The organism is Streptomyces auratus (assembly GCF_050433025.1).
Classification (GTDB): Bacteria; Actinomycetota; Actinomycetes; order Streptomycetales; family Streptomycetaceae; genus Streptomyces; species Streptomyces sioyaensis.
This window is the reverse complement of the sequence record NZ_JBNGCB010000001.1, coordinates 3933778-3957861: the sequence shown is the minus strand read 5'-3', so window position 1 is coordinate 3957861 and position 24084 is coordinate 3933778. Positions and strand designations below refer to the sequence as shown.

Annotated in this window: 18 protein-coding genes, 5 tRNA genes and 1 pseudogene; 13 read left to right on the top strand and 11 right to left on the bottom strand. The window is 70.1% G+C overall.

What is annotated here, in order from left to right; translation table 11 throughout:
- Nucleotides 1–16: 16 nt before the first annotated feature.
- Entirely contained in the window at nucleotides 17–1087 is a 1071-nt protein-coding gene (gene purM, locus BKA18_RS17170; RefSeq protein WP_366047022.1) for a phosphoribosylformylglycinamidine cyclo-ligase, read from the top strand.
- Nucleotides 1088–1264: 177 nt separating this feature from the next.
- Here purM and BKA18_RS17165 read toward each other — a convergent pair whose 3' ends face one another.
- Both BKA18_RS17165 and BKA18_RS17160 read right to left on the bottom strand, forming a co-directional pair.
- Entirely contained in the window at nucleotides 1265–1510 is a 246-nt protein-coding gene (locus BKA18_RS17165; protein WP_006604679.1) for a DUF3073 domain-containing protein, read from the bottom strand.
- Between the two features lie 337 nt (nucleotides 1511–1847).
- Nucleotides 1848–2969 (bottom strand): Leu/Phe/Val dehydrogenase, encoded by a 1122-nt coding sequence (locus BKA18_RS17160; RefSeq protein ID WP_366047023.1) that lies wholly within the window; start codon nucleotides 2967–2969, stop codon nucleotides 1848–1850.
- A 197-nt stretch (nucleotides 2970–3166) separates the two neighbouring features.
- On the opposite strand from BKA18_RS17160, the gene BKA18_RS17155 reads away from it, so the two are divergent.
- Together BKA18_RS17155 and bldC are read left to right on the top strand one after the other, a co-directional pair.
- Complete coding sequence (locus tag BKA18_RS17155) at nucleotides 3167–4003, top strand: DUF8083 family protein (protein WP_366047024.1); 837 nt, start codon at nucleotides 3167–3169, stop codon at nucleotides 4001–4003.
- 514 nt (nucleotides 4004–4517) lie between these two features.
- Nucleotides 4518–4724 (top strand): developmental transcriptional regulator BldC, encoded by a 207-nt coding sequence (bldC, locus tag BKA18_RS17150; RefSeq protein ID WP_003949541.1) that lies wholly within the window; start codon nucleotides 4518–4520, stop codon nucleotides 4722–4724.
- A 511-nt stretch (nucleotides 4725–5235) separates the two neighbouring features.
- Here the strand turns inward: bldC and BKA18_RS17145 are convergent.
- The 3 genes from BKA18_RS17145 to hrpA form a co-directional block, all read right to left on the bottom strand.
- Nucleotides 5236–5469: a DUF6274 family protein gene (locus BKA18_RS17145; RefSeq protein WP_366047025.1), complete on the bottom strand. Its 234-nt coding sequence runs from the start codon at nucleotides 5467–5469 to the stop codon at nucleotides 5236–5238.
- A gap of 341 nt (nucleotides 5470–5810) precedes the next feature.
- Nucleotides 5811–5885: transfer RNA gene (locus tag BKA18_RS17140), tRNA-Asp, on the bottom strand.
- A gap of 93 nt (nucleotides 5886–5978) precedes the next feature.
- Nucleotides 5979–10037 carry an ATP-dependent RNA helicase HrpA gene (hrpA, locus tag BKA18_RS17135; RefSeq protein WP_366047026.1) on the bottom strand — a complete coding sequence of 1353 codons (4059 nt, stop codon included), beginning with the start codon at nucleotides 10035–10037 and terminating at the stop codon, nucleotides 5979–5981.
- Between the two features lie 140 nt (nucleotides 10038–10177).
- Here hrpA and BKA18_RS17130 point away from each other — a divergent pair, with 140 nt between their 5' ends.
- Nucleotides 10178–10396 (top strand): hypothetical protein, encoded by a 219-nt coding sequence (locus tag BKA18_RS17130; RefSeq protein ID WP_366047027.1) that lies wholly within the window; start codon nucleotides 10178–10180, stop codon nucleotides 10394–10396.
- Between the two features lie 44 nt (nucleotides 10397–10440).
- On the opposite strand, the gene BKA18_RS17125 is transcribed toward BKA18_RS17130, so the two are convergent.
- The 4 genes from BKA18_RS17125 to BKA18_RS17110 form a co-directional block, all read right to left on the bottom strand.
- Nucleotides 10441–10514: transfer RNA gene (locus BKA18_RS17125), tRNA-Phe, on the bottom strand.
- Between the two features lie 4 nt (nucleotides 10515–10518).
- Nucleotides 10519–10593: transfer RNA gene (locus tag BKA18_RS17120), tRNA-Asp, on the bottom strand.
- A gap of 48 nt (nucleotides 10594–10641) precedes the next feature.
- Nucleotides 10642–10714, bottom strand: a tRNA-Glu gene (locus tag BKA18_RS17115).
- Between the two features lie 82 nt (nucleotides 10715–10796).
- Nucleotides 10797–12479 (bottom strand): metallophosphoesterase family protein, encoded by a 1683-nt coding sequence (locus BKA18_RS17110; RefSeq protein WP_366047028.1) that lies wholly within the window; start codon nucleotides 12477–12479, stop codon nucleotides 10797–10799.
- A gap of 119 nt (nucleotides 12480–12598) precedes the next feature.
- Between BKA18_RS17110 and BKA18_RS17105 the strand changes: the two genes are divergently transcribed.
- The 4 genes from BKA18_RS17105 to BKA18_RS17090 all read left to right on the top strand — a co-directional run bounded on the left by BKA18_RS17105 (nucleotide 12599) and on the right by BKA18_RS17090 (nucleotide 16508).
- Nucleotides 12599–12949 carry a metallopeptidase family protein gene (locus BKA18_RS17105; RefSeq protein ID WP_006604686.1) on the top strand — a complete coding sequence of 117 codons (351 nt, stop codon included), beginning with the start codon at nucleotides 12599–12601 and terminating at the stop codon, nucleotides 12947–12949.
- Between the two features lie 327 nt (nucleotides 12950–13276).
- Complete coding sequence (locus tag BKA18_RS17100) at nucleotides 13277–13807, top strand: hypothetical protein (RefSeq protein WP_366047029.1); 531 nt, start codon at nucleotides 13277–13279, stop codon at nucleotides 13805–13807.
- 306 nt (nucleotides 13808–14113) lie between these two features.
- Nucleotides 14114–16258 (top strand): DEAD/DEAH box helicase, encoded by a 2145-nt coding sequence (locus BKA18_RS17095; protein ID WP_366047030.1) that lies wholly within the window; start codon nucleotides 14114–14116, stop codon nucleotides 16256–16258.
- A 177-nt stretch (nucleotides 16259–16435) separates the two neighbouring features.
- A tRNA-Lys gene (locus BKA18_RS17090) sits at nucleotides 16436–16508 on the top strand.
- A 143-nt stretch (nucleotides 16509–16651) separates the two neighbouring features.
- On the opposite strand, the pseudogene BKA18_RS17085 reads toward BKA18_RS17090, so the two are convergent.
- Both BKA18_RS17085 and BKA18_RS17080 read right to left on the bottom strand, forming a co-directional pair.
- A pseudogene (locus BKA18_RS17085) lies at nucleotides 16652–18154 on the bottom strand (site-specific integrase); the annotation flags it as partial.
- On the bottom strand, nucleotides 18151–18729 hold the full coding sequence (locus tag BKA18_RS17080; RefSeq protein WP_366047031.1) for a transcriptional regulator: 579 nt from the start codon (nucleotides 18727–18729) through the stop codon (nucleotides 18151–18153). The pseudogene BKA18_RS17085 and the gene BKA18_RS17080, both read right to left, overlap by 4 nt.
- 196 nt (nucleotides 18730–18925) lie before the next feature.
- Between BKA18_RS17080 and BKA18_RS17075 the strand changes: the two genes are divergently transcribed.
- The 5 genes from BKA18_RS17075 to BKA18_RS17055 all read left to right on the top strand — a co-directional run bounded on the left by BKA18_RS17075 (nucleotide 18926) and on the right by BKA18_RS17055 (nucleotide 24047).
- Entirely contained in the window at nucleotides 18926–19156 is a 231-nt protein-coding gene (locus tag BKA18_RS17075; RefSeq protein WP_129280715.1) for a hypothetical protein, read from the top strand.
- Nucleotides 19157–19389: 233 nt separating this feature from the next.
- Nucleotides 19390–20631, top strand: coding sequence for a DUF3631 domain-containing protein (locus BKA18_RS17070; protein WP_388966353.1), 1242 nt, complete (start codon nucleotides 19390–19392; stop codon nucleotides 20629–20631).
- 185 nt (nucleotides 20632–20816) lie between these two features.
- Nucleotides 20817–21632: a DUF2637 domain-containing protein gene (locus BKA18_RS17065; RefSeq protein ID WP_366047032.1), complete on the top strand. Its 816-nt coding sequence runs from the start codon at nucleotides 20817–20819 to the stop codon at nucleotides 21630–21632.
- Between the two features lie 293 nt (nucleotides 21633–21925).
- Complete coding sequence (locus tag BKA18_RS17060) at nucleotides 21926–22327, top strand: plasmid mobilization protein (RefSeq protein WP_366047033.1); 402 nt, start codon at nucleotides 21926–21928, stop codon at nucleotides 22325–22327.
- Nucleotides 22328–22331: 4 nt separating this feature from the next.
- Entirely contained in the window at nucleotides 22332–24047 is a 1716-nt protein-coding gene (locus BKA18_RS17055; RefSeq protein WP_366047034.1) for a relaxase/mobilization nuclease domain-containing protein, read from the top strand.
- Nucleotides 24048–24084 lie beyond the last annotated feature (37 nt).

Genomic DNA, 24084 nt, shown 5'->3' with positions numbered 1-24084 from the left:
AGGAAAGTTCTCAGCCATGTCCGCTGAATCCTCCGGTGCCAGCTACGCAGCCGCGGGCGTCGACATCGAAGCCGGCGACCGCGCCGTGGACCTCATGAAGGAGTGGGTGAAGAAGGCCACCCGCCCCGAGGTCGTCGGCGGCCTGGGCGGTTTCGCCGGCCTCTTCGACGCCTCCGTCCTCAAGCGGTACGAGCGCCCGCTGCTCGCCTCGGCGACCGACGGCGTCGGCACCAAGGTCGACATCGCCCGCAAGATGGGCGTCTACGACAGCATCGGCCACGACCTCGTCGGCATGGTCGTCGACGACCTGGTCGTCTGCGGCGCCGAGCCGCTGTTCATGACCGACTACATCTGCGTCGGCAAGGTCTACCCCGAGCGGGTCGCCGCGATCGTCAAGGGCATCGCCGAGGGCTGTGTGCTCGCCGGCTGCGCGCTGGTCGGCGGCGAGACCGCGGAGCACCCGGGGCTGCTGGGCGCGGACGAGTTCGATGTGGCCGGCGCCGGCACGGGCGTCGTCGAGGCCGACCAGGTCCTGGGCGCGGATCGCATCCGTACGGGCGACGCGGTGATCGCCATGGCGTCCTCCGGGCTTCACTCGAACGGGTACTCGCTGGTCCGCCACGTCCTGTTCGACCGCGCGGGAATGGCCCTGGACCGGGAGATCCCGGAGTTCGGCCGCACGCTCGGCGAGGAGCTCCTGGAGCCCACCAAGATCTACTCGCTGGACTGTCTGGCACTGACCCGCACGACCGAGGTGCACGCCTTCTCGCACATCACCGGCGGCGGCCTCGCCAACAACCTCGCGCGGGTGATCCCGGACGGTCTGCACGCCACGGTCGACCGCGGCACCTGGACGCCGGGGCCGGTCTTCGACCTGGTCGGCTCGGCCGGAGCGGTCGAGCGCCTGGAGCTGGAGAAGACCCTGAACATGGGCGTCGGCATGATCGCCGTCGTCCCGCAGGAGTCGGTGCAGGCCGCCCTGACCACGCTCGCCGACCGCGGAGTGGACGCCTGGGTCAGCGGTGAGATCGTCGACCGCGGTGACCACGCAGAGGCTGTGACCCTGACCGGTGACTACGCGAGCTGAGCAGCCCGACCGGGCAGGCGCCCGCACCGGCAACCACCGGTGCGGCGCCCGCACCCGTCGTCATGCGGTGCGCAGCCAACGCCCCACCCGCCGTCATCCGGGCAGCACAGAACCCGGTCCGGGCAATGCCCAGGACCGGGTCCGCGATGCTGTTGCGGGTGCCGCGAGCGCAGAACGTCAAGCGCGACGACGCTGCTGGGACGAGTCGCCCTCGTCCTCATCGTCGTCGTTGTACAGCTCTGCGTACCGTGCGTACGGGTCGTCGTCCTCGTCATCCTCGAACGGCTCTGCGTTCGGAGGCTGCTGGTTCGACGGTGATGCACCCAGCTCGTCGGCCAGTCGTGAGAGATCCGTCCCACCGCTGCTGTACTTCAGCTGGCGGGCGACCTTTGTCTGCTTGGCCTTGGCCCGGCCGCGCCCCATGGGTCGACCCCCTCAATGACGGGGCTCGATGGCCCCAGAGTCTTGACACGCGTTCATGGATCAGAGCGGGCTCTCGACAGAGAGACCGGCCCGTAGGGCTTTAACGGTACCTGCTTCCGCGGCCATACGGTACGTCGCCCGCATCACCCGCCGCTCGGCACGACCTGCAAGGTGCCCCGTCCCCGCTGGTCAACTGCGATTTTAACCTGTCCTGTACGGCGACCCGCCGACGGGTGGTGAGGGATGTCTCCCCCGACCGCCCGCGGCGGGCCGCGCAAGGCTGTCTTTCCGGCCGTCCCGGCCCTCCCGGCTGTTTCGCCCGGACGTTCCCGCTCGGTCAGGCGCGCCGCCGCGCCTCCGCCATCCGCTGCTCGGCCAGACGGTCCGCGGCCGCGGCGGGCGGAATGCCGTCGGCCTTCGCACGCGCGAATATCGCGAGCGTGGTGTCGAAAATCTTCGCCGCCTTGGTCTTGCAGCGGTCGAAGTCGAAGCCGTGCAGCTCGTCGGCCACCTGGATGACGCCGCCGGCGTTCACGACGTAATCGGGCGCGTAGAGGATGCCGCGGTCGGACAGGTCCTTCTCGACACCGGGGTGCGCGAGCTGGTTGTTGGCGGCGCCGCACACCACCGTCGCGGTCAGCACCGGCACCGACTCATCGCTCAGCGCACCGCCCAGCGCGCACGGCGCATAGACGTCCAGCCCCTCGGTGCGGATCAGTTCCTCGGTGTCGGCGACGGCGGTGACCTGCGGATGCGCGGTGCGCACCCGGTCGACACAGTCGCTGCGCACGTCCGTGATCACGACCTCGGCGCCGTCCTGGAGGAGGTGTTCCACAAGGAGGTGGCCGACCTTGCCGACGCCCGCGATGCCTACCTTGCGGCCGCGCAGCGTCGGATCGCCCCAGGCGTGCTGGGCCGAGGCGCGCATGCCCTGGAAGACGCCGTAGGCGGTCAGGACGGAGGAGTCGCCGGCGCCGCCGTTGGCGGGGGAGCGGCCGGTGGTCCACTTGTTCGTCCGGGCCACGACGTCCATGTCGGCGACGTAGGTGCCGACGTCGCAGGCCGTGACGTAGCGGCCCCCGAGGGAGGCCACGAACCGGCCGTAGGCGAGCAGGAGTTCCTCGGTCTTGACCAGATCGGGGTCACCGATGATCACGGCCTTGCCGCCGCCGTGGTCCAGTCCGGCGAGGGCGTTCTTGTAGGACATGCCGCGCGACAGGTTGAGGGCGTCCAGCACGGCCTCCTCCTCGGAGGCGTAGGCATGGAAGCGGGTACCGCCGAGGGCGGGGCCCAGAGCGGTGCTGTGGATGGCGATCACGGCCTTGAGGCCGCTGGCACGGTCCTGGCAGAGAACGACCTGCTCATGGCCCCCCTGCTCCGATCGGAACAGGGTGTGCAGAACGCCGCCGTCGGTGCCGGCGGGGGCCGGACGTACGTCAGTCACTGTGGTGACTCCCATAGGTCGCGAGGGATGCCCTCCAGCGGGTGGGGAGGGCCGGTTGACAAGAGCGTAAGACCTGCCGGGCCGGTTGATCCGTCGGGTGCCGAGGATCACCCTCTCCCGGGGGACGGGCATGGGACGATCTGGTCGTATCGCAGGCCGGCGGGGGCCTTCGGGAGCCCCCGGCGGCGGATTCCCCCTTTGAAGGAGCGGGCGTGGCCCTGGCGTCGTCGGTGAAGGTCCCGTACATGGCATATCTACGGGTCTATGAGCCGCTGGCTGCATTCCCCGAGCCGGAGCGCTCTTACTGGGCGCGCTATGCCAAGCGGGAGGACACCCCGACCGCCCAGGACGAGCAGCGCCGGGCGCTGGCCGATCTGCTGGCGACACCGCCGGTGCCGGTGCCGGTCCATGAGAGCGCGGACGCCTTCGTCGCCGTCGTGGACGAGGTGACGTGCGTGTGCCCGTGGCGCACCCGGCTGCGCGGCTGGCAGGCCCTGGAGGAGCTGACCGAGCTGTTGCCGGCGTCGGTGCTGGATGCGGCGCTGCCCCCGGTGGTCCGGCTCCAGGCGGCCACCGACTACGAGCGCTGGCGCGAGCGCAACCCGGACGCCCGGCCCTGGATCCGCGGCGCGACCTGGCACGTCCCGGTCCGCTGGTTCGTGCTCTTCGACGACGACGAGCGGGAGTACGCGAAGAGTGACCAGGCGCCTGTGATGCGTTACCGGACGCCGATGGTCCAGGCCAGACGCCGGGTCGCGCGGGCGCTGCGTACGCTGCGGGACGCGCTGGAAGAGGGGCCGCTGATCGAGGGCCTGGTAGATGTGGGGCGCTGGCTCGAGGAATTCCACCCGCGTTCGCTCGTGGAGCTGGACTACGGAGGGCTGGTGCACGCGGTGCCCGAGGGGCAGCTCGCCGAGGACCGTTCCGCCGCGGAGGTGGCGGAGGGCCTGGCGGCGCTGCGCGACGGGGACGGCGAGCGGGCCGGTGTCGCGTACGAGAAGCTTTCCCAGCGGTGGCGGGCGGTGCGCGAGCGCCAGTTCTCCAGCTGAGGGCCGGCGGACGTCCAGGGGTTCACGGCGCGGAAGCGCTGCGTACGCTTTCCGGTGGTGGGGCGGTAAAGGACGTAGGTCCTGATCCGGGCGATTGCCTCAAGCGTGACCTAAAGCACTGACTTCGGGTCTTGCTCCCAAGCCATACCCTCGTGCCAAAATAGGACAAGGAGCCCGACCTGGGCTCCTTCCGTCCAACTAAGGGCGGATAGATCGGTATTGCGTTCCTTGAGGGGTCTCGTGGCGGCTGAGCACGTTGTGACTGATCGTCACGGCCGTGTGACTGTCCGCTATGGCACGGTCCATCGGCATCCGCCGAGGTTGAACACCTGAGAGGGCAATTCCATCGGTTTGGCCGACGTGGCTGGACAGATGGTGTAGTTGTAGTGCCGAGGACAAGCCGTTCGTCCTATAACCGACTCGGCCCGCGTCCGCCATTTCGGGCAACGTGGGTCAAGGTGCAGAATTTAGAGGAAAGAACCGTGATGGTTCGGTTCTCCCGAGGAGGCCGCTCATGACCGCTCGCACCCCTGACGCCGAGCCGCTGCTTACCCCCGCCGAGGTTGCCACGATGTTCCGCGTGGACCCGAAGACGGTGACCCGCTGGGCCAAGGCAGGCAAGCTCACGTCCATCCGTACGCTCGGTGGACACCGGCGTTACCGCGAGGCTGAGGTCCGCGCACTGCTCGCGGGCATTCCGCAGCAGCGCAGCGAGGCCTGAATAACCGCATAACCAGGCTGTTTTCGGGGCCCCCAACCCGAAAATGCCTGCTTTGCACCACCACGCTTCACATAGCTCCATATGACGCGGCGCCTGCCCCAACGGGCCCCACACCCGCTCCACCTGGGTACGTCATCGATCGCGCTGGACTCCGCCGGGTCCAGCGCGATTTTTTTGCGTGCGCCCGCTCCAGGGCCCCTCGGGGCGCTCGGGTCGGCCTGGCGCCGGCGCCCTCTCGGATGCCGGTCAGGGTGCCTTCACGGGGCCTGTGGGGGTCTTTCCGTGCGGACTTGGCGCCTCCGTTTCGGACCCGTTCATGGGTGGTGCAATTGCATATATTAAATTGACTGGTTGTAGGGCGGTGGTAAGTTCCGCATCTCGCCAAACTTGTTCGGTGACACCCGTCACACTACGCGGCGCTTGAAGGCGATACGTCCGCTGCGATAGAGAGCGGCACCCGCCACACTTCACAGGCTGTCAGAGCGCAGCCGCCGGGACACGCGGCAATTGGTCACCGGGCCGCGGGACTTTCGTCCTCGGCCGCCGGCGGCTCGCAGCGGGCCGGGGACGGTTCGGGAGCGGACCCGGGCGCCGGAGGCCCGGAGGGGGCCGTGTGCGGCTCCATGGCGAGCCGTAGCAGCTGGTGGCAGATGGGGCAGTGCCGCGTCAGATGGCGGTAGCCCGTGGCGGCTGCCAGGTGGGCCCGCAGCAGCGCCCTGGTCTCGTGCCGTACCGCTGAGCTCATCACGCACCCCTCCCTGCCCCGCACCCTTCCTCCGTGGGTACCGGCGGTACGTGCCGGCGTCAATACAGCGGGCCGCAAACCGGCTACGGAGCGCATGCGGCGAGGAGGGGGGAGAGCAGGCAGCGCTACGGCTCGTGTCCCGGGAGACGTGGACGGAGGTACGGCCCGCGGTCCGAAGGGTGTGGGGGCCGGACGGCGACGCGGCCGGTACCGGAGGGAGGCGCGGGCCGCGGGAGGGGGCTCCTGACGGAATGTGCTCTGGCTGAAGGCGGCCGGCGCGACGCGGCCGGGGCCGGACAGCAGAACGGCCCGCACCGGAGAGGTGCGGGCCGTAAAAAATGCGGTCCTGACGGGATTTGAACCCGCGGCCTCCACCTTGACAGGGTGGCGAGCACTCCAAACTGCTCCACAGGACCTTGCGTGTGCTTTCCGCTTGCGGCGGGCTGCGAAGCAAGACTGTACAGCAGGTCAGGGGGTGCGGTCGAACTCGATACCGGTGGCCCTGGTTCCTACGGCGCGGCGGCGTCCACGGCCTTCACGATGCGCTTGTCGGAGACCGGATACGCGGTCCCCAGGGCGTGGGCGAAGTAGCTCACCCGGAGCTCCTCGATCATCCAGCGGATCTCCCGGGCCGCCGCCGGCACCGGGCGGCCCTGCGGGAACTGCTCCAGCAGCCAGGCGTATTCGTCCTGCATCTCCTTCACCTTCGCCATGCGGGTGCGGTCCCGCTCGGCGTTGGTGGGCAGCTGCTGCAGACGGCGATCGGCGGCCACCAGATAGCGCATCAGGTCCGGGAGCCGCTTGGCGCCGTGCGCCGTCACGAAGCCCGGCCGGATCAGCGCCGCCAGCTGCTCCTTGACGTCCGTGAGCGACGGCAGCAGGGAGGGGAACGTCGTCTCCTTCAGCCGGCGCTCGCAGGCCTGCCAGGCGGCCAGCACCTCCTGCACCTGCTGGATGGTCTTCAGGGTGACGTCCACCAGGTCGGCGCGGACCGCGTCGAAGAGCTTCCGGAAGGACTCCTCGTCCCACGCCGGCCCGCCCCGGGCCGCGATCAGGCGGTCGGCGGCGGCCGTCACACAGTCCTCGAAGAGCGCCGCGATGGAGCCGTGCGGATTACGGGACAGCGCCAGCTTCTGCTGATTGCTCAGCTTGTCCTGGGCGAACTTGGCCGGGTTGGTGGGGATGTTGAGCAGGATGAGCCGGCGGGTGCCCGCCCACATCGCGGTGAGCTGCTCGGCCTCGGTGTCGAAGAGGCGTACGGCGACGCTGCTGCCCTCGTCCACCAGCGCCGGGTACGCCTTGAGCGGCTGGCCCGCGCGGCGGGTCTCGAAGGTGCGCGGCAGGGTGCCGATCGTCCAGGACGTCAGGCCGGTGCGCTGCTCGGGGCCGGCCGTCCGGCCCTCGCCCGCGCTGCCCCCGGCGGGCCGCTCGGCGGCCTGCTCGAAGGCCTTGGAGATGGCCGCCCTGGTCTTCGGCTTGAGCTGCAGCCGCAGCGCCTCCAGGTCCTTGGCCTCGGCGAGCTTGCGGCGCCGCTCGTCGACCACCCGGAAGGTGATCTTGAGGTGGTCGGGAACCTTGCCGGTGTCGAAGTCCGCGGCCTCGACCGGTACGCCCACCATCCGCTGCAGGCCGGCCGCCAGAGAGGTCGTCAGGGCGCCCTGCAAGGGGACGGTGGAGTCCAGGAAGCGGGCGGCGAAGTTCGGCGCGGGGACGTAGTTGCGCCGGATCGGCTTGGGCAGCGACCGGATCAGCTCCGTCACCAACTGCTCGCGCAGGCCCGGGATCTGCCAGTCGAAGCCCTCGGCGGTGACCTGGTTGAGGACCTGGAGGGGGATGTGGACGGTCACGCCGTCCGCGTCCGCGCCCGGCTCGAACTGGTAGGTGACCTTGAACTTCAGCTTTCCCTGCCGCCAGGAATCCGGATAGTCGTCCTTCGTGACGGCTTCGGCGGATTCGTTGATGAGCATCGAGTGCTCGAAGTTCAGCAGCTCCGGTTCTTCCCGGTGCTTCTTCTTCCACCAGGCGTCGAAGTGCGCCCCGGAGACCACATCGGCCGGGAGGCGCTGGTCGTAGAAGTCGAAGAGCGTCTCGTCGTCCACGAGGATGTCGCGGCGCCGGGCGCGGTGCTCCAACTCCTCTACCTCGCCGAGGAGTTTGCGGTTGTCATGGAAGAACTGGTGGTGGGTGCGCCAGTCGCCCTCGACCAGGGCGTTGCGGATGAACAGGTCGCGCGAGGTCTCCGGATCGATCCGGCCGTAGGAGATCTTGCGCTGGGCGACGATCGGGACGCCGTAGAGCGTCACCCGCTCGTAGGCCATCACCGCGGCCATCTTCTGTTCCCAGTGCGGCTCGCTGTAGCTGCGTTTCACCAGATGCTGGGCGAGCGGTTCGATCCATTCCGGCTCGATCTTCGCGTTCACCCGCGCCCACAGGCGGGACGTCTCGACCAGCTCCGCCGACATCACCCAGCGCGGCGCCTTCTTGAAGAGCGCGGAGCCGGGGAACACCGCGAACTTGGCGCTGCGGGCGCCCAGATACTCGTTCTTGGCGTCGGTGTCCTTGAGGCCGATATGCGAAAGCAAACCGGAAAGCAGGGAGGTGTGGATATGGTCCGGCGCCGCGTCCTCCTCGCTGAGGTGGATGCCCATGGTCTTGGCGACCGACCGCAGCTGGGAGTAGATGTCCTGCCACTCGCGTATCCGCAGATAGTTCAGGAACTCGCTGCGGCACATCCGGCGGAAGGCGGAGGAGGACAGCTCCCGCTGCTGCTCGCGGACATAGCGCCAGAGGTTGAGGAACGCGAGGAAGTCGGAGCTCTCGTCCTTGAAGCGGGCGTGCTGCTGATCGGCCTGCTGCTGCTTGTCGGCGGGCCGTTCGCGCGGGTCCTGGATGGACAGCGCCGCCGCGATGACCATGACTTCCCGGACGCAGCCGTTGCGGTCCGCCTCCAGCACCATCCGCGCCAGCCGCGGGTCGACCGGCAGCTGGGCCAGCTTGCGGCCCATCGGCGTCAGCCGCTTCTTGGGGTCCTTCTGCTGGGTGTCCAGCGCGCCGAGCTCGCTGAGCAGATCGACGCCGTCCTTGATGTTGCGGCGGTCCGGCGGGTCGATGAAGGGGAACTTCTCGATGTCACCGAGGCCGGCCGCGGTCATCTGCAGGATGACGGAGGCGAGATTGGTACGGAGGATCTCCGCGTCCGTGAACTCGGGGCGGGAGAGGAAGTCGTCCTCGGAGTAGAGGCGGATACAGATGCCGTCGCTGGTACGGCCGCAGCGGCCCTTGCGCTGATTGGCGCTGGCCTGCGAGATCGGCTCGATGGGCAGCCGCTGGACCTTGGTGCGGTAGCTGTAGCGGGAGATCCGGGCCATACCCGGGTCGATGACGTACCGGATGCCGGGGACGGTCAGCGAGGTCTCGGCGACGTTCGTGGCCAGCACGATGCGTCTGCCCGTGTGCCGCTGGAAGACGCGGTGCTGCTCGGCGTGCGACAGCCGCGCGTACAGCGGGAGGACCTCGGTGAACGGGAGGGCCTTCTTGTTGAGTGCGTCCGCGGTGTCGCGGATCTCCCGCTCGCCGGAGAGGAAGACCAGGATGTCGCCGGGCCCGGCGGACTGGAGCTCGTCCACGGCGTCGCAGATCGCGGTGATCTGATCGCGGTCCGCGTCCTGGCCGCCCTCCTCCAGCAGCGGGCGGTAGCGCACCTCCACCGGATACGTACGGCCGGAGACCTCGACGACCGGTGCGCTCGACTTCGTCTCCTCGTCGCTCCCGGCCGCGGAGCCGGTGCGGTCCGGCGCCGCCCCTACGGATGCGAAGCTGCCGAAATGCCGCGCGAACCGCTCCGGGTCGATGGTCGCGGAGGTGATCACGACCTTGAGGTCCGGGCGCCGGGGCAGCAGCTGGGCCAGATAGCCGAGGATGAAGTCGATGTTGAGGCTGCGCTCGTGTGCCTCGTCGATGATGATCGTGTCGTACTGGCGCAGCTCCCGGTCCGTCTGGATCTCGGCGAGCAGAATGCCGTCCGTCATCAGCTTGACCAGGGTGTCGCCGCCGACCTGGTCGGTGAAGCGGACCTTCCAGCCGACCGCCTCACCCAGCGGGGTCTTCAGCTCCTCGGCCACCCGCTCGGCGACCGTACGGGCCGCGATCCGGCGCGGCTGGGTGTGCCCGATCAGGCCCCGGACGCCCCGGCCGAGCTCCAGGCAGATCTTGGGGATCTGCGTCGTCTTGCCGGAGCCGGTCTCACCGGCGACGATCACGACCTGGTGGTCGCGGATCGCGGCGAGGATCTCGTCCTTCTTCTGGCTGACCGGCAGCTCTTCGGGGTACGTGATCCCGGGCACCGCGGCGCGGCGCTGGGCCACCCGCAGCTCCGCCTCGTCGATGCCGCCGGCGATCTCGGCGAGCACGGCAGCCCGGGCATCGGGCTTACGGATCCGGCGCGCGCCGTCGAGCCGGCGCCCCAGCCGCTGCTGGTCGCGCAGCATCAGCTCGGGCAGACGCTGCAGCAGATCGGGCAGGGTGGGAGCGGTGCCGTCGGGCAGGGCGGAGGCAGGCTGACTGGACATACGTCCCCCAGGATCTCACCTCGCGTAAACGACTGGCGAACCATTTGCCCGCGCAGGGCGGCTCACGGGCCCCGGGCCGGCGCGGGGGCCACCGCAAAAACCGGTTTCCGGCGCCTTCGCGGGTGCATGAGGATGACCGCATGGACAACGGAATACGACGAGTGGCCGGCGCGGCCCTGATGGCCGCCGGTATCGCCTTCGCCGCCTGGCTCGTCTTCGGCGCGCCGCACGACTGGGACGGAAATGTCCGGCTGCTGCGGATGGCGCTGGGCCTGGGGGCGACGGCGGTGATCAGCGGTGGTGCCCGGCTGATCTTCTGGCATCCGCAGAGCGAGCGCGACGGGGCCGGACAGAAATGAAGAAGGCCCCGATTCGATGAATCGGGGCCTTCTTCCAAAAGGTGTGGCTGGGGCCGGGGTCGAACCGGCGACCTATCGCTTTTCAGGCGATCGCTCGTACCAACTGAGCTACCCAGCCGCAGCGGTCCTGACGGGATTTGAACCCGCGGCCTCCACCTTGACAGGGTGGCGAGCACTCCAAACTGCTCCACAGGACCTTGCATTGTGCGAAACCGGCGTGAACCAGTCTCCCACACGGTAATGCGTGCCCCCAACGGGATTCGAACCCGTGCTACCGCCTTGAAAGGGCGGCGTCCTGGGCCACTAGACGATGAGGGCTGGTGGCCACCTTGGCGTCGTTACCGGCGCCGTCGGGGACGTGAGAAGCATATGGGATGGGAGGACCGTTCGCCAAAACGGTTTACCCGGTGCCGTCGGAAGAGTTCCTGGCTGGGCGGGAAAGGTGGCCTGCCGAGGGGCCGGACGGCGGGCCGGTGGAGTGAAGCGGAGGGGAGGGGGACGGCGTGGCGCCGGGCCGGTTCTCACGGGGGAGATGGCGACTGACCTCGGCCCGGGACAGGCCCAGGCCGCCCAGGGTGATCTCGTCCCAGGCCTGCAGCCGTTTGGTCTTCCGGTCCAGATAGAGCACCGACGCCTGGACCGGCGCGGGCTTTTTGTTCTGCACCGCGCGCAGGCCGCCGCCGCCCGTGGAGCCCTCGACCATCAGCCGGGTGCCCTGGGGGAGTGTGGTGTTCTCCCGGTGGTGGAGGTGGCCGGCGAGGGCGAGCGGCGTCAAGCCGTCCGCCTCGGTCGCGGCGGCGGGGTTGTGGGCCAGTGCGATGTCGACGGGGGTGCCGGCCAGCCGCTGGGTGCGCAGAGCGTCGGCGAGGCGGCCGCCGGCGGTGCGCTCGGCGGGGTCACCGGCCGCCACCACGGAGCGGTCCGGGGTGAACTGCGGGTCGCCGACGCCCGCGATCCGTACGCCGGCGATCCGGGTGACGTCTCCGTTGTCGAGGACCGTGACGTGTTTGCGGTGGGTCAGATACCGCTGGGTGGTGCGCGAGTCGTGGTTGCCGCGCACCCAGACGTACGGGGCGCCGAGGGAAGAGGCCGGGTCCAGGAAGTGGTTCTCGGCGGCCGAGCCGTGGTCCATGGTGTCGCCGGTGTCGACGATCACGTTGATCCGGTACTGCTTCACCAGGGAGGCGATGATCCCCCAGCTGCCGGGGTTGAGGTGGATGTCCGAGACGTGCAGGACGCGGAGGGTGGTGGGGTCCGGCTGGTACGCGGGCAGCGTCGAGGTGGCGTCGTAGAGCTTGGTGACGTTGGTCACCAGGCGCGCCAACTCCTTCTGGTAGACGTGGAATTCGCTGACGATGCTGCGGGCGTTGCCGACCACGGACGGGGCTGAGGAGAGCAGTCCGGAGAACTTCGGCTCCAGTACGGAGCGGGGGTTCCAGGTGGCGTACGCGGTGCCCGCACAGGCGGCGAGCAGGGTGAGCGCCAGCCCGCCGGCGGCCAGTGCGCGGCGCGGGCGCCGGTGCACGGCCAGGCTCAGCGCGGTGGCGCCGGACGCCACGGCGACGCAGGAGTGCAGCGCGAGCCGCAGGGCGCCGTGGATGACGTCGCGGGTGACCTCGTCCTGCAGGCCGGCGAACCGCTCGGGGTGGTCGACCAGCGCCTGGGAACGGACCGGGTCCAGCCGGTCGACGTCCACATCGAGCCGGACGGGTGCGTAGTGGCTGCTCAGTTCCAGGTCGCCGAGCGGCGCGACGGTGATCCTGGTGCCGCCGGTCAGTGAGGGGCGCAGCGCCATGCTGGTGTCCATCGGGCCGACCGGGACGCGGAGGCTGCCGATCAGCAGCAGCCCCAGCCAGGCACCGAGGACGGTGACGGCCATCAGGCCGAGGGCGGAGCGTACGGGGCGGCGCGGAGCACCGTCGGGCAGGGTGGCGGTGGGGGCGGCCGTACGGCGGGAGCGGTAGGCACGGCGGACGGCTGCGGGCAGTGCTCGTACGCCGTCGGATACGGCGGGCAGCAGCCGGTGCGGGGGGCGTTGCGAGCGGTCGGGGTGCGGTGTCCGGGAGCGCGCGGCGCGGGCCATTGGTCCCGTATGCCCCACCGCGACGCCGTTAAGCGGGGAGCGGCGGCTTCCGGTTGGGCTGCGGTGCGGCGGGCGCTCCGTGACGATCGGTGGGGGGCCGGGTGGCGGAGAATGGTGGTGTGCTGGAAATGACGCGCGAGGAGTTCGAGGAACTGGTCGCCGAGGCCCTGGACCGGATCCCGCCGGAGCTGACCCGGCTGATGGACAACGTGGCGGTCTTCGTCGAGGACGAACCCCCGGCCGACGACCCCGGGCTGCTCGGGCTGTACGAGGGGACGCCGCTGACCGACCGCGGGGAGTGGTACGCCGGTGTGCTGCCGGACCGGATCACCGTCTACCGGGGGCCGACCCTGCGGATGTGCGACACCCGCGAGGACGTGGTCGCGGAGACCGAGGTGACGGTCGTTCATGAGATCGCGCACCACTTCGGGATCGACGACGAGCGGCTGCATGCGCTCGGGTACGGCTAGGGGCCGGACGTACGGGAGGGCGGCGCCGGACGTGCCGGCCCGCCGCGGCGGTCCCTTCCGGTGGGCCCGCGGGCCTGCCGGGGCGTCCCCGGAGGCGCACCCGGCGCGATCCGCCGGGTGTCGCGCGTGTCCTCGGGCGGGCGGCGGGAGTTGGGCAGGGCGTCCGTGCCGCTGTCCCTGCGCTCCGGATCCGGAGGTCCCGCCGTGCGCCCGAGCCCTTACCGCCACTCGTCCCCGATGCCGACACCGTCCCCGTCGTCGTCCCCTGCCCCTGTCCCCTCCACCCGACCCCCGACGGGCCGGATGCGCTCCCGTGCCGCCGCGGCCGTGACCGTTTCCGCCTTGGCCTTCTCGCTGGCCGGCTGCATGAGCGTGAGCGATCCGGAACAGCCGAAGCCGTCCGGCAGTACGGCGCGGCACGGCGCGAAGGACGGGGTGCACGGTCCCGGCGGGGTGTCCGTCGACGGCCGCGGCGACGGTCCGCGGCGGATGGGGCGCGGCGGCGCGGCGCACCCGGCGGGCGGCGACGACAAGGAAGCCGAGGAGTCACAGAGCGCGGAACCGACACCGTCCGAGCCCGGCGCTCCGTCCCGTCCGGTGCAGCCGTCGGGCCCCGAGCCCGGCGCGGGAGCGGGCCACGGCGGTGGGCACGGCGGCCGTCCCGGGCACGCCCAGCCCTCGCCCTCCCACCCCGACCGCCCGGCCACTCCGCCGGCCCAGACCACCCCCGCCACGCCTCCCGCACAGCCGTCCTCGCCGCCGACCACCCCCGCGACGCCGCCGAGCACCCAGGCGTCCGGGCCGTCGCCCGTCTCGCCGGTGGCGTCGCAGTCGGACGTGTACGGGGACGAGGCGTAGGACGGCGTAGGTCCGGGAGGGCCCCTCGGTAGGAACCGGCGGAGGGCCGGGCATGAGGGGTTCACGGCGGGGCGGTTGAGCGTGCCGGGCGCGGGGCGGAAAGGCGTGGTCAGAAGGCCATTTGCCATTCGGGGGGCGGAGTGCGTATGGTGGTAGATCGTTTGATCCCATTTGCCCGGCGCCAGAACAGAAGCGCGCCGCGTGGCGCGTTCTCTCCCTTGCCGTGGCTGACCGCATAGAGGCGGTCGTTGTGAAACACACGGAGTTTGGGCGCGTGCCGAGACTCCGGAAGGTTTCGCATTTCGCATGTCCATTTCCACTGAGCAGTCCGTCATGCCCGCAGACGATGAGCAGACGGTTCCCGAGGTGACGGCAGCCGACGAGGCGCCCGAGACCGACACCGACACCGTCACCTTCGCCGACCTCGGACTGCCCGAGGGCGTCGTCCGCAAGCTCGCGCAGAACGGCGTCACCACCCCCTTCCCGATCCAGGCCGCGACCATCCCGGACGCGCTGGCCGGCAAGGACATCCTCGGCCGCGGCCGCACCGGCTCCGGCAAGACGCTCTCCTTCGGTCTGCCGACCCTGGCGCAGCTCGCCGGCGGCCACACCGAGAAGAAGAAGCCGCGCGCGGTCATCCTCACCCCGACCCGTGAGCTCGCGATGCAGGTCGCGGACGCCCTCCAGCCCTACGGCGACGTCCTGGGCCTGAAGATGAAGGTCGTCTGCGGCGGTACGTCCATGGGCAACCAGATCTACGCCCTGGAGCGCGGCGTCGACGTCCTCGTCGCCACCCCGGGCCGGCTGCGCGACATCATCAACCGCGGCGCCTGCTCCCTGGAGAACGTCCAGGTCGCGGTCCTCGACGAGGCCGACCAGATGTCCGACCTGGGCTTCCTGCCCGAGGTCACCGAGCTGCTGGACCACGTGCCCCAGGGCGGCCAGCGGATGCTGTTCTCCGCCACGATGGAGAACGAGATCGGCACCCTGGTCAAGCGTTACCTGACCAACCCGGTCAGCCACGAGGTCGACAGCGCCCAGGGCAACGTCACCACCATGACCCACCACGTCCTGGTCGTGAAGCCGAAGGACAAGGCGCCGGTCACCGCCGCCATCGCCGCCCGCAAGGGCCGCACCATCATCTTCGTCCGCACCCAGCTGGGCGCCGACCGCATCGCCGAGCAGCTCGTCGAGTCCGGTGTGAAGGCGGACGCGCTGCACGGCGGTATGACGCAGGGCGCGCGGACCCGGGTGCTCGCGGACTTCAAGGACGGTTACGTCAACGCGCTGGTCGCCACCGACGTCGCCGCCCGCGGTATCCACGTCGACGGCATCGACCTGGTCCTGAACGTCGACCCGGCCGGTGACCACAAGGACTACCTGCACCGCTCGGGCCGTACCGCCCGCGCCGGCCAGTCCGGCACGGTCGTCTCGCTGTCGCTGCCGCACCAGCGCCGGCAGATCTTCCGTCTGATGGAGGACGCGGGCGTGGACGCCTCGCGCCACATCGTCGGCGGCTCCGGCGCCTTCGACGAGGACGTCGCCCGGATCACCGGCGCGCGTTCGCTCACCGAGGTCCAGGCCGAGTCGGCCAACAACTCCGCCAAGCAGGCCGAGCGTGAGGTGAGCGAGCTCACCCGCGAGCTGGAGCGCCTGCAGCGCCGCGCCACCGAGCTGCGCGAGGAGGCCGACCGGCTGACCGCCCGCGCCGCCCGCGAGCGTGGCGAGGACCCGGCGGAGGCGCTGGCCGCCGCCGCGGAGACCGCCGAGGCCGAGGCCGCTGCCGAGGTTGCCGTACCGGCCCAGAGCACCGGGTCGGACGAGCGCCGCGACGAGCGGGGCAACTTCGACCGCCGCGACCGCCGTGACGACCGCTCCGGTGGCCGTTCCTTCGACCGTGGTGACCGCCGCGACGACCGCGGTGGCTTCAACCGTGACCGTGGTGGCGACCGCGGCGGGTTCAACCGTGACCGTCGTGACGACCGCTCGGGCGGCCGTTCCTTCGACCGCCGTGACGACCGTGGTGGCGAGCGTGGCGGGTTCAACCGTGACCGTCGTGACGACCGCTCCGGTGGGCGTTCCTTCGACCGCCGCGATGACCGTGGTGGCGAGCGTGGCGGGTTCAACCGTGACCGTCGTGACGACCGCTCCGGTGGGCGTTCCTTCGACCGCCGTGACGACCGCGGCGGCTTCAACCGCGACCGCGGCGACCGTCCCAGCCGCCCGTTCAACCGTGACGACCGCCCCGCCGGCCGTACCTCCGGCGGCTACCGCTCCGGCGGCGGCGACCGTCCCTTCAACCGTGACGACCGCTCCGGTGGCCGTCCCGCCGCCGGGGGCCACCGCGCCGGCGGCGACCGCCCCTACGGCCGTCGTGACGACCACCGTGGCGCCACGACCGGCTCCTTCGGCCGCCGCGAGGACAAGCCGCGCTGGAAGCGCAACGGCTGATCGCCGACGCTGAGCGACAGCGATGACGCAGGGCCCGTACGCACGCAAGTGCCGTACGGGCCCTGCGTGTTGGGGGAGGCGGACGCCCCGGCGAGCGGCCCCGCGCCACCCCGCAGGACGGCCGCACGGCTAATGCCTTCGGGCTGTGGCACCTCCTCGGGCTATGCTGCTCGGTGCGGGCCATTAGCTCAATTGGCAGAGCAGTGGACTTTTAATCCATTGGTTCAGGGTTCGAGCCCCTGATGGCCCACCGTCATCGGTCGAGGAGACCTCCTCTGACCTGCGAGGCAGCGCCCCCATCGGCTCAGGCCGCTCGGGGCGTTCCTTCGTTTTCGGCTTGTGCGTGAGCGATGCGTGAGCGGGAGCGCCGGAGCCCTCGCCAATAGGCGTTATCCGGCGGGCCCTCGGAACGAGCTGCGCCGCCTTCTCGGCTATCTCACGATCGAGCTCGGGCAGCAGGCTCGTGTACGTGTCCGACGTCAGGGCGATGGTCGAGTGGCGCAGGACCTCCTTCACCGTGTGGATGTCCCCGCCGCCTCCATGGGTCAGGGTGGCCGCGACGTGCCGCAGATCGCGGAGCGTGATCGGCGGAAGATCCGTGGACGCCAGAATGCGGCGGAAGGTCTCGGAAACAGTTTCCGGGTGCAGGGGCGAACCGTCCTCCTGTGTGAAGACCTTGCCCGTGTCCTGCCACGCGGAGCCCCATGCCAGGCGCTCCGCATCCTGCCGGGCCTTGTGGGCCCGCAGGACGGCCAGATTCAGGCTGTCGAGCGCGATCGTGCCCGCGCTGCCGTCGGTCTTGGGCTCGGACTCGTACGGGGCCCAGCCGTCCACCACGATCTCCTTGGCGGGAGTGATCAGCCCCGCCTCCAGGTCGATGTCCGTCCATTCCTGGCCGACGCCCTCACCGCGCCGCAGGCCGCGGGTTCCGACGAGGTGGAAGAACGGGTAGAGGCGGTCGCCCTCGGCGGCGTCGAGGAAGACACCGAACTGCGCCGGCGTCCACACCATGACGGAACTCGGCAGGTTGCCCGTCTCGCGCCAGCGGCGAACGCGCTCCTCCGTCCAGAGCAAGGGCTTCGGCCGCTTGCCGGATTCGAGTTCGACGTGGGCCGCCGGGTTGAACGTGATGAGTTGTTGGGCGATGGCGGCGTTCAGCGCGGCGCGTAGGGTCCGGCGGATGGCCTGCCGGGTGGCCGGGCCGTTCAGCTTCCGGAACGGCTTCATCTCGGCCAGTTTTTGCTGCTCCTCGGCCAACCGTGCTCGCTCGGCGGCGGTGGGTCGCCCCGGCTTGCTCGGTTTGCAGCGCGCGATCTGCTCACTGCGGGCTTGGTTCTCGGCCTCGATCACCTCGTTCTGGAGCGCGATGGCATCGAACATCTCCACCAAGTGGCCGACGTGGAGGCGGTCGAGACGGATGTGCCCGATGCGCGGCTTGAGGTGGACGCGGATGTGCGACGCGTAGCCGTTGAGCGTCGTCTTGCGCCGCTTCTTGGAGGCGAACCACGAGTCGAGCCACTCCCCGACGGTGATGGTGCCGCGCAGGGCCAGCCCCGCCCTCAGCCGCCGGTGGGTCTCCTCCGGCTCGGGCAGGGGCGCCCTCTCGTCGGCGATCTCCTCCAGCATGGTGGTCAGCCGCTCAGTGCTGTCCGGGTCGTCCTGGTCGACGAGAGCGAGGAGCGCGCGTAGGCGGTCCAGGTCGCCCTGTGCGGCTTTGAGGGACTCGTAGCCGGCGCGGCTGAAAGAGCGGCGGGTGCCGTCCTCGCGGGGCGGGAGTTCCTGGCGTATGGAGTACGAGCCGTGCTTGCGGCTGGTGAGCTTGGGGCAGTTCTTGCCGAGCGGTTTGCCGGTCTTGGGATCGCGGCAGTAGCAACGGCGGTGCGTGGAGCCCTTCAATGGCGTTCCTCCAATGAGGTGTGGGTGTCGCCCTCGGGCGGGTCGACGTCGGCCAGTGCGGGTGGCAGGTCAGGTGGGGTGGCTCCGTCGTCGCGGAGGTCCCGGCGGAGATACCGGAGGTGGTACTTGGCGGAGAGGGCCTGGTCGGCGAACTTGGCCCGTCTGCGTTCGGCTTCTTCCTGCTGCGCGTGGCTGGTTGCCGCTTCGGCTGTGAACCTCGCCCGTTCTTCCTCTTCGAGTGCGGTCAGTGCGGTGCTGACGAGGTTGGCGTGAGCTTCGAAGTCAGGCACCAGGCCCGCGTCGTGCCCGGGCACGTCCTGCTCGCCGGTGAAGCGCCGCAGGGCGTCCCAAGTGGGTACGAGGTCCTGGAACGGGAGTTCCTGGGTCCGGTCGACGTATCCGACCGGAAAGATCAGGCAGCCCGGGTAGGTCTCCAGGGCGGCGGCCAGGACCATGACGTCCACCAGCGGGAGGCTGGCCCGGCGTCCGGATTCCATGTTGGCGATCACGTTGCGCGGGATGGGATGCCCGAGCCTCTCGCACCGGTCGGCCAGATCCTGAGCGCTCCATCCCATCTCCTTCCTTCTCCGCCGGACTTCGCCGGCCACGTTGGCCTTGATCCGGTCCTCCCACTCAGGGAAGCCGTCCTCATCATCATCGCTACCGTGTTGTGTCACACAGACACATTAGCTTGAGGATCCTGGTTGGTGGACGCCTGGAGACGGACGTGATGACCGCGTTCGCCGACGGCTGTACCGAAAGGGATGCCGCATGCGCGAAAACGCCGCTGCCGGACGAATGAATGGGATGAGCCGGGAGGATCTGCTTGCGCTTCCAGTAGCCGTTGACCTGGAGACCAGCAATCGCGCCTTGGGGCTCGGCCGGAGTAAGGGCTATGAGCTGGCGAAGCGGGGTGCGTACCCGTGCAAGGTCCTGCGACTCGGCAACGCCTACCGGGTCGTCACCGCAGATCTGCTGGATCTGCTCGGGTTGGCGGCGTGAAGGGGCGGCAGCGTAGCAGGCGATTCTGCGTTGAGCTGACACAGAATCGCTGGACTGTGGGCAGGGGTGGACGTACGGTCCGTGTTCCCTCGCGATGGCCTGGTGTCCGCGAGACGGGGAGGGGCCCCCGGCGGTGCAACGCCGGAGGCCCCAGCAACCCCGAACGGCCCGTCAAGAACCAACCCGGCGGCAAGGGCGTGCAAGCCCGCAACCGCCAGACGAGGAGCTGCCCTGTGGAACATGCGGGAGCCGAGCCCTATTCCGACTCCGACAAGCCCGTATGGCCGCCTGTTGCCGTCCCCGGCCAGCCGAGTGATGCCCCCTCTCTGCCGTCACCGGAAGAGCCGCCCACCGTCATACCCGACCCCGCCCCGGTATCCGAGGGAGAGCAGGTGCTGACAGAACTGCGGGAGCAGATCCGTCGGTACGTCGTGCTGCCGAGCGAGGAAGCCTTCACGGCGGTAACCCTGTGGGTTGCGGCGACCCATCTGCAGACCGCATGGCAGCACGCTCCGAGGCTGGCCGTCGTGGGACCGGCCAAGCGGTGCGGCAAGTCGCGGCTCTTGGACGTGATCACCGAGAGCGTCCACGACCCGCTGATCACGGTCAACGCCTCGGCTGCCGCGGTCTTCCGGTCGATCACCGACACCCCGCCGACCCTGTTGGTCGACGAGGCCGACACGCTCTTCGGCTCCGTGAAGGTCGCGGAGAAGAACGAAGAGATGCGCGGCCTGCTCAACGCGGGACACCAGCGCAACCGCCCTACCCTCCGGGTCTCCGGCCCCAACCACGAGGTCGCGAAGTTCCCCACCTTCGCGATGGCAGCCCTCGCTGGCATCGGCGACCTGCCTGACACGATCATGGACCGGTCGATCGTCATCCGGATGCGGCGCCGCAGGCCGGGTGAGAAGGTTGCGGAGTTTCGCACCTTCCGTGACACCCCGGCCCTCCACGCGCTGCGCGACAGGTTCGTCGCATGGCTGGCACCGCTCCACGCCGACGCGATGGAGCTGACGCCGACCATGCCGGTCGAAGACCGCGCGGCTGATACCTGGCAGCCTCTGGTGTCCGTCGCCGACCTCGCGGGCGGCCAGTGGCCTGACCTCGCCCGCACCGCCTGCCGGGTCATGGCCAAGCACGAGGCCGAGCAGGACCAGGACAGCAGCAGCCTTGGCATCCGCCTCCTAGCCGACATCCGCCGCGCCTTCGCCACCGAGGGCAATCCACCGGCGCTCCGCACCGGTCGTCTCCTCGACATCCTCAACCAGGACGACGAGACGCCCTGGCCGGAGCACACCGCCAACGGCCTCACTCCCCGCGGCCTGCAGATCCTGCTCAAGGAGTACGGCATCAGCTCGGCCACACGTCGCTTCCACGGAGGTGTCCAGGCCAAGGGCTTCACCCGCCTGCAGTTCGCCGACTCCTGGGCGCGCTACTGCCCCGAGCCCACGCCGGAATCCACGACCGGCGCCTGACCCGGCACGACTCGTCGCGACTCGTCTCCACGCAGGTCAGCGCAGGGACGAGTCGGAGACCGGCAACGAGTCGACTCGACATCACCGATGCACTCGTACCTGCTCTGACCAGGCGTGCAACGAGTCGCGACGAGTCCGGCCAGACCACGGCCCCACCAGCACCCTGCATTCCTGGAGCCCCATCCTTGCCTTCACCGCACACCACCCCCTCTGCGTCCCCAGTGCCGCTGGCCGCCGCTATCCGCGCAGGTGTGGCGCTGCTGGCCGTGGCGGCCTTCGCGCTCTCCTATGACGCCCTGCGTCAAATGGCCGCGGCCAGCCACATCCATCCGGCGCTCACCTACGCCTTCCCGCTCGTCATCGACGGCTTCATCGCCATCGGGATCGGCGCTCTGCTCACCCTGCGGCAAGCGCCTCTATCCGCTCGCCTCTACGTTTCGGCTCTGGTCGGCATTGCGACCGCCACAAGCATCTGGGCCAACGTCCTGCACGCCATCCGCCTCAACCAGCAAGCCCGCCACGCAGGACTTGCCCTCGACGACATCACCGTCGGTGTCATCTCCGCCATCGCCCCACTCGCCCTGGCCGGAGCCGTTCACCTCTACCTCCTCGTCGCCCGGCGCCCAGCCACCCCCGACAGCCACAACAGCGAGGGCCACAGCAGCACCAACGGCCACACACATGCCGTGGAAACCAAGGTCAGCGCCACAGCACCGCCCCCCGCCACGAGCGCCAACGCCGCGGATGAACCGGCCACCAAGAAAGTGGCGGTAGCCGCACACCAGCACGGCAGGCCCGCAGGCAACCAGCCAAGCCTCCCCCTGGAACAGGCCATCGACATCGGCCGCACAGCCCCCCTCGGCCGAGCCGGGCGCGTCTCTCGCCGCCACATCGAAAAGGCAATCCGGGACAAGGGGTTCGGCATCTCCCGCAGCCGCCTGGATGAAGTCAAGAGCCTGCTGCAGGCCGAATTCGACAAGGCCACCGCAGGCACCGGCTGAACCCCGCAGCCCCCGTCATCCCGCCCGCCCCTCCCGCGCATCGGCACGAGAGGGGCGGGCCCTCACTCCCACCACCACTTGCAGGAGGCCACATGTGCGACCCCCATGACGAAGCCGAAATCCCCCAGCAGACGACCACCACCCCAGCTTCAGACGCAGCAAGTTGTCGGGTAAGGAGTCCTTACCCGGCCTCCGCCCCAGGGGTGGCGAAGGCGTCCGGCGCCGAGGGGGCACCGGAGTCGGCCGGCCCAGGGGAGCCGACCGAAGGTGGGACCGTCGAGCAGTCGTCGAACGTGCCGCAGAAATCCGCGCCGCGTCGCCGTCTGCGTGACAAGCAGCTGCGCGAGCACCGCATCTCTCCCCGCTACAACGACACCGAGCTTGCCCTTGTGAAGAACGCCGCCGCCCTCAGCCGCATGAACCCCGGCGGCTACGTCGCCGAGTGCTCGCTCGCCGCCGCCCGCGCCGACGACCCCACCGCAGCCGTCGCCGACTACCGCGCCATGGTGAAAACGCTGATGGCAGCCAACGGACAGCTCGGCAAGATCGGCAGCAATCTCAACCAGCTCACCCGCCATCTCAACCAGGACGGCGCCTGGCCCCACCACGACACCGTCCAACGGCTCCTGGACCGCGTCGAGGTGTCCATCGCCGAGCTGGACACCGCCGTCGCCCAGGTCACAGAGACGCGGTGAATCAGTGATACCGAAGATCATCCTCGGTACGGGTGCACACGCCACGCGCCGAACGATCGGCTACCTCTTCGGCAAGGGCCGGGCCAACGAGCACACCGATCCACACCTGGTGGCCTCCTGGAACGACTTCGCCCCTGACCCCGGCCGCAGCCCCCATCGCAACCGAAAGGACGTGGAGGACCAGCTCGCCGCACAACTCAATCAGCCCATGCAGATGCTGGGCGACAAGGCACCCAAGTACACCGTGTGGCACTGCCCCGTCCGTGCCGCACCCGAAGACCCGATCCTCACCGACGCCCAGTGGGCCGACATCGCTCGCCGGATCGTGGCCGCCGCCGGCATCGCCCCCGACGGGGACGCGGAAGCCTGCCGCTGGGTGGCCGTTCGCCACGCCGACGACCACATCCACATCGCCGCAACCCTCGTCCGCCAGGACGGCAAACGTCCCAAACGCGACCACGACCAGCGCGCTGTTCAGCGCGAGGCCCGCACGATCGAGGTCGACTACGAGCTCAGGCGGCTCAAGCCCGGCGACGGCACCGCCGCCAAGCGCCCCACCAGCAAGGAGCACTTCAAGGCCAAGCGCCTGGGCCAGGGCGCCGCCGCTCGCGATGTCCTGCGCCTGCGGGTGCGCCGCGCGGTGGCCGTGGCGACCGACGAGGACGAGTTCTTCGCCTTGCTGGAGGCGACCGACGTGACCGTACGTCTCAAGCTCGGGCCTTCCGGCGACGCGCTCGGCTGCAACTTCGCCCTGCCCGGCGACACCAACGACAAGGGCGAGCCAGTGTTCTACGCGGGCTCCACCCTCGCCCCTGACCTGTCCCTGCCCCAGATCCGCAAACGCCTCGGCACAACCGGCCCCGAACCGGTCACCGTCCGCCCGGGTAATCCGTGGCACCAGGCAACCGCCGCCACCGAACGCATCCCCAGCCACCTGACCGGCAGCGACCACTCAGTGGCCCAAGGGCAGCTGGAAGCGCTCGGTGGAGCACTGGATGTACTGTCGGTCACCGCACCGGCCGCGGTGAAGGCCGACCTCGAACGGGCCGCCGCTGCCTTCGAGCGCGCCACCCGCTCCCGCATCACCGCCGACCGCGACAGCGCCCGCGTCCTGCGCCGCAGCATCCAGACGATCTGGCGCGACGGGCCCCAGGACAGGGACGGCGCCGGGTTCGCCATGCTCCTGGACACCATGCTCACCACGGTGGCCTACGCGATGCACTGGCACCGCACCCGCCAACACGCCCAGCAGGAAGCCGCAGCCCAGCAAGCCCTCCTCCACCTGCACACCGCGTACGCACAGACCGCAGAACCGGTCCTGGCCGGCCTCGCGCACCGCGCCCCCAGGCTCCAAATGAAGCGCCGCTATGCCCACCACCTCCAAGAGGCGGTACCCGAGCACGCCGAGCGCATCCTCAACGACTCCGCTTGGGACGCACTCGCCACCGTCCTCGCCGAGGCAGAAGCCGCCGGGCACAACGCAGCCACCGTCCTCGACCAAGCACTGGGCCAACGCACACTCGACGACGCCCACAGCCCGGCCCGCGCACTGACCTGGCGCATCCGCCGCCTCGGCGAACGCCACGCCCCCAGCCCCCTGGCTCAGGCAGCCAGAGCCCGCAGCAGCCGTGCGACGCAGCCGCGTCCCACTCCGGCTCCCACTCCGCCTCAGCCTCGCGCTGTGGCCAACGAGGCCACGCGTCGTCCACCACGTCGCTGAGCTCACGACCGTTGCAACCGGAGGTCATCAGCCCTGC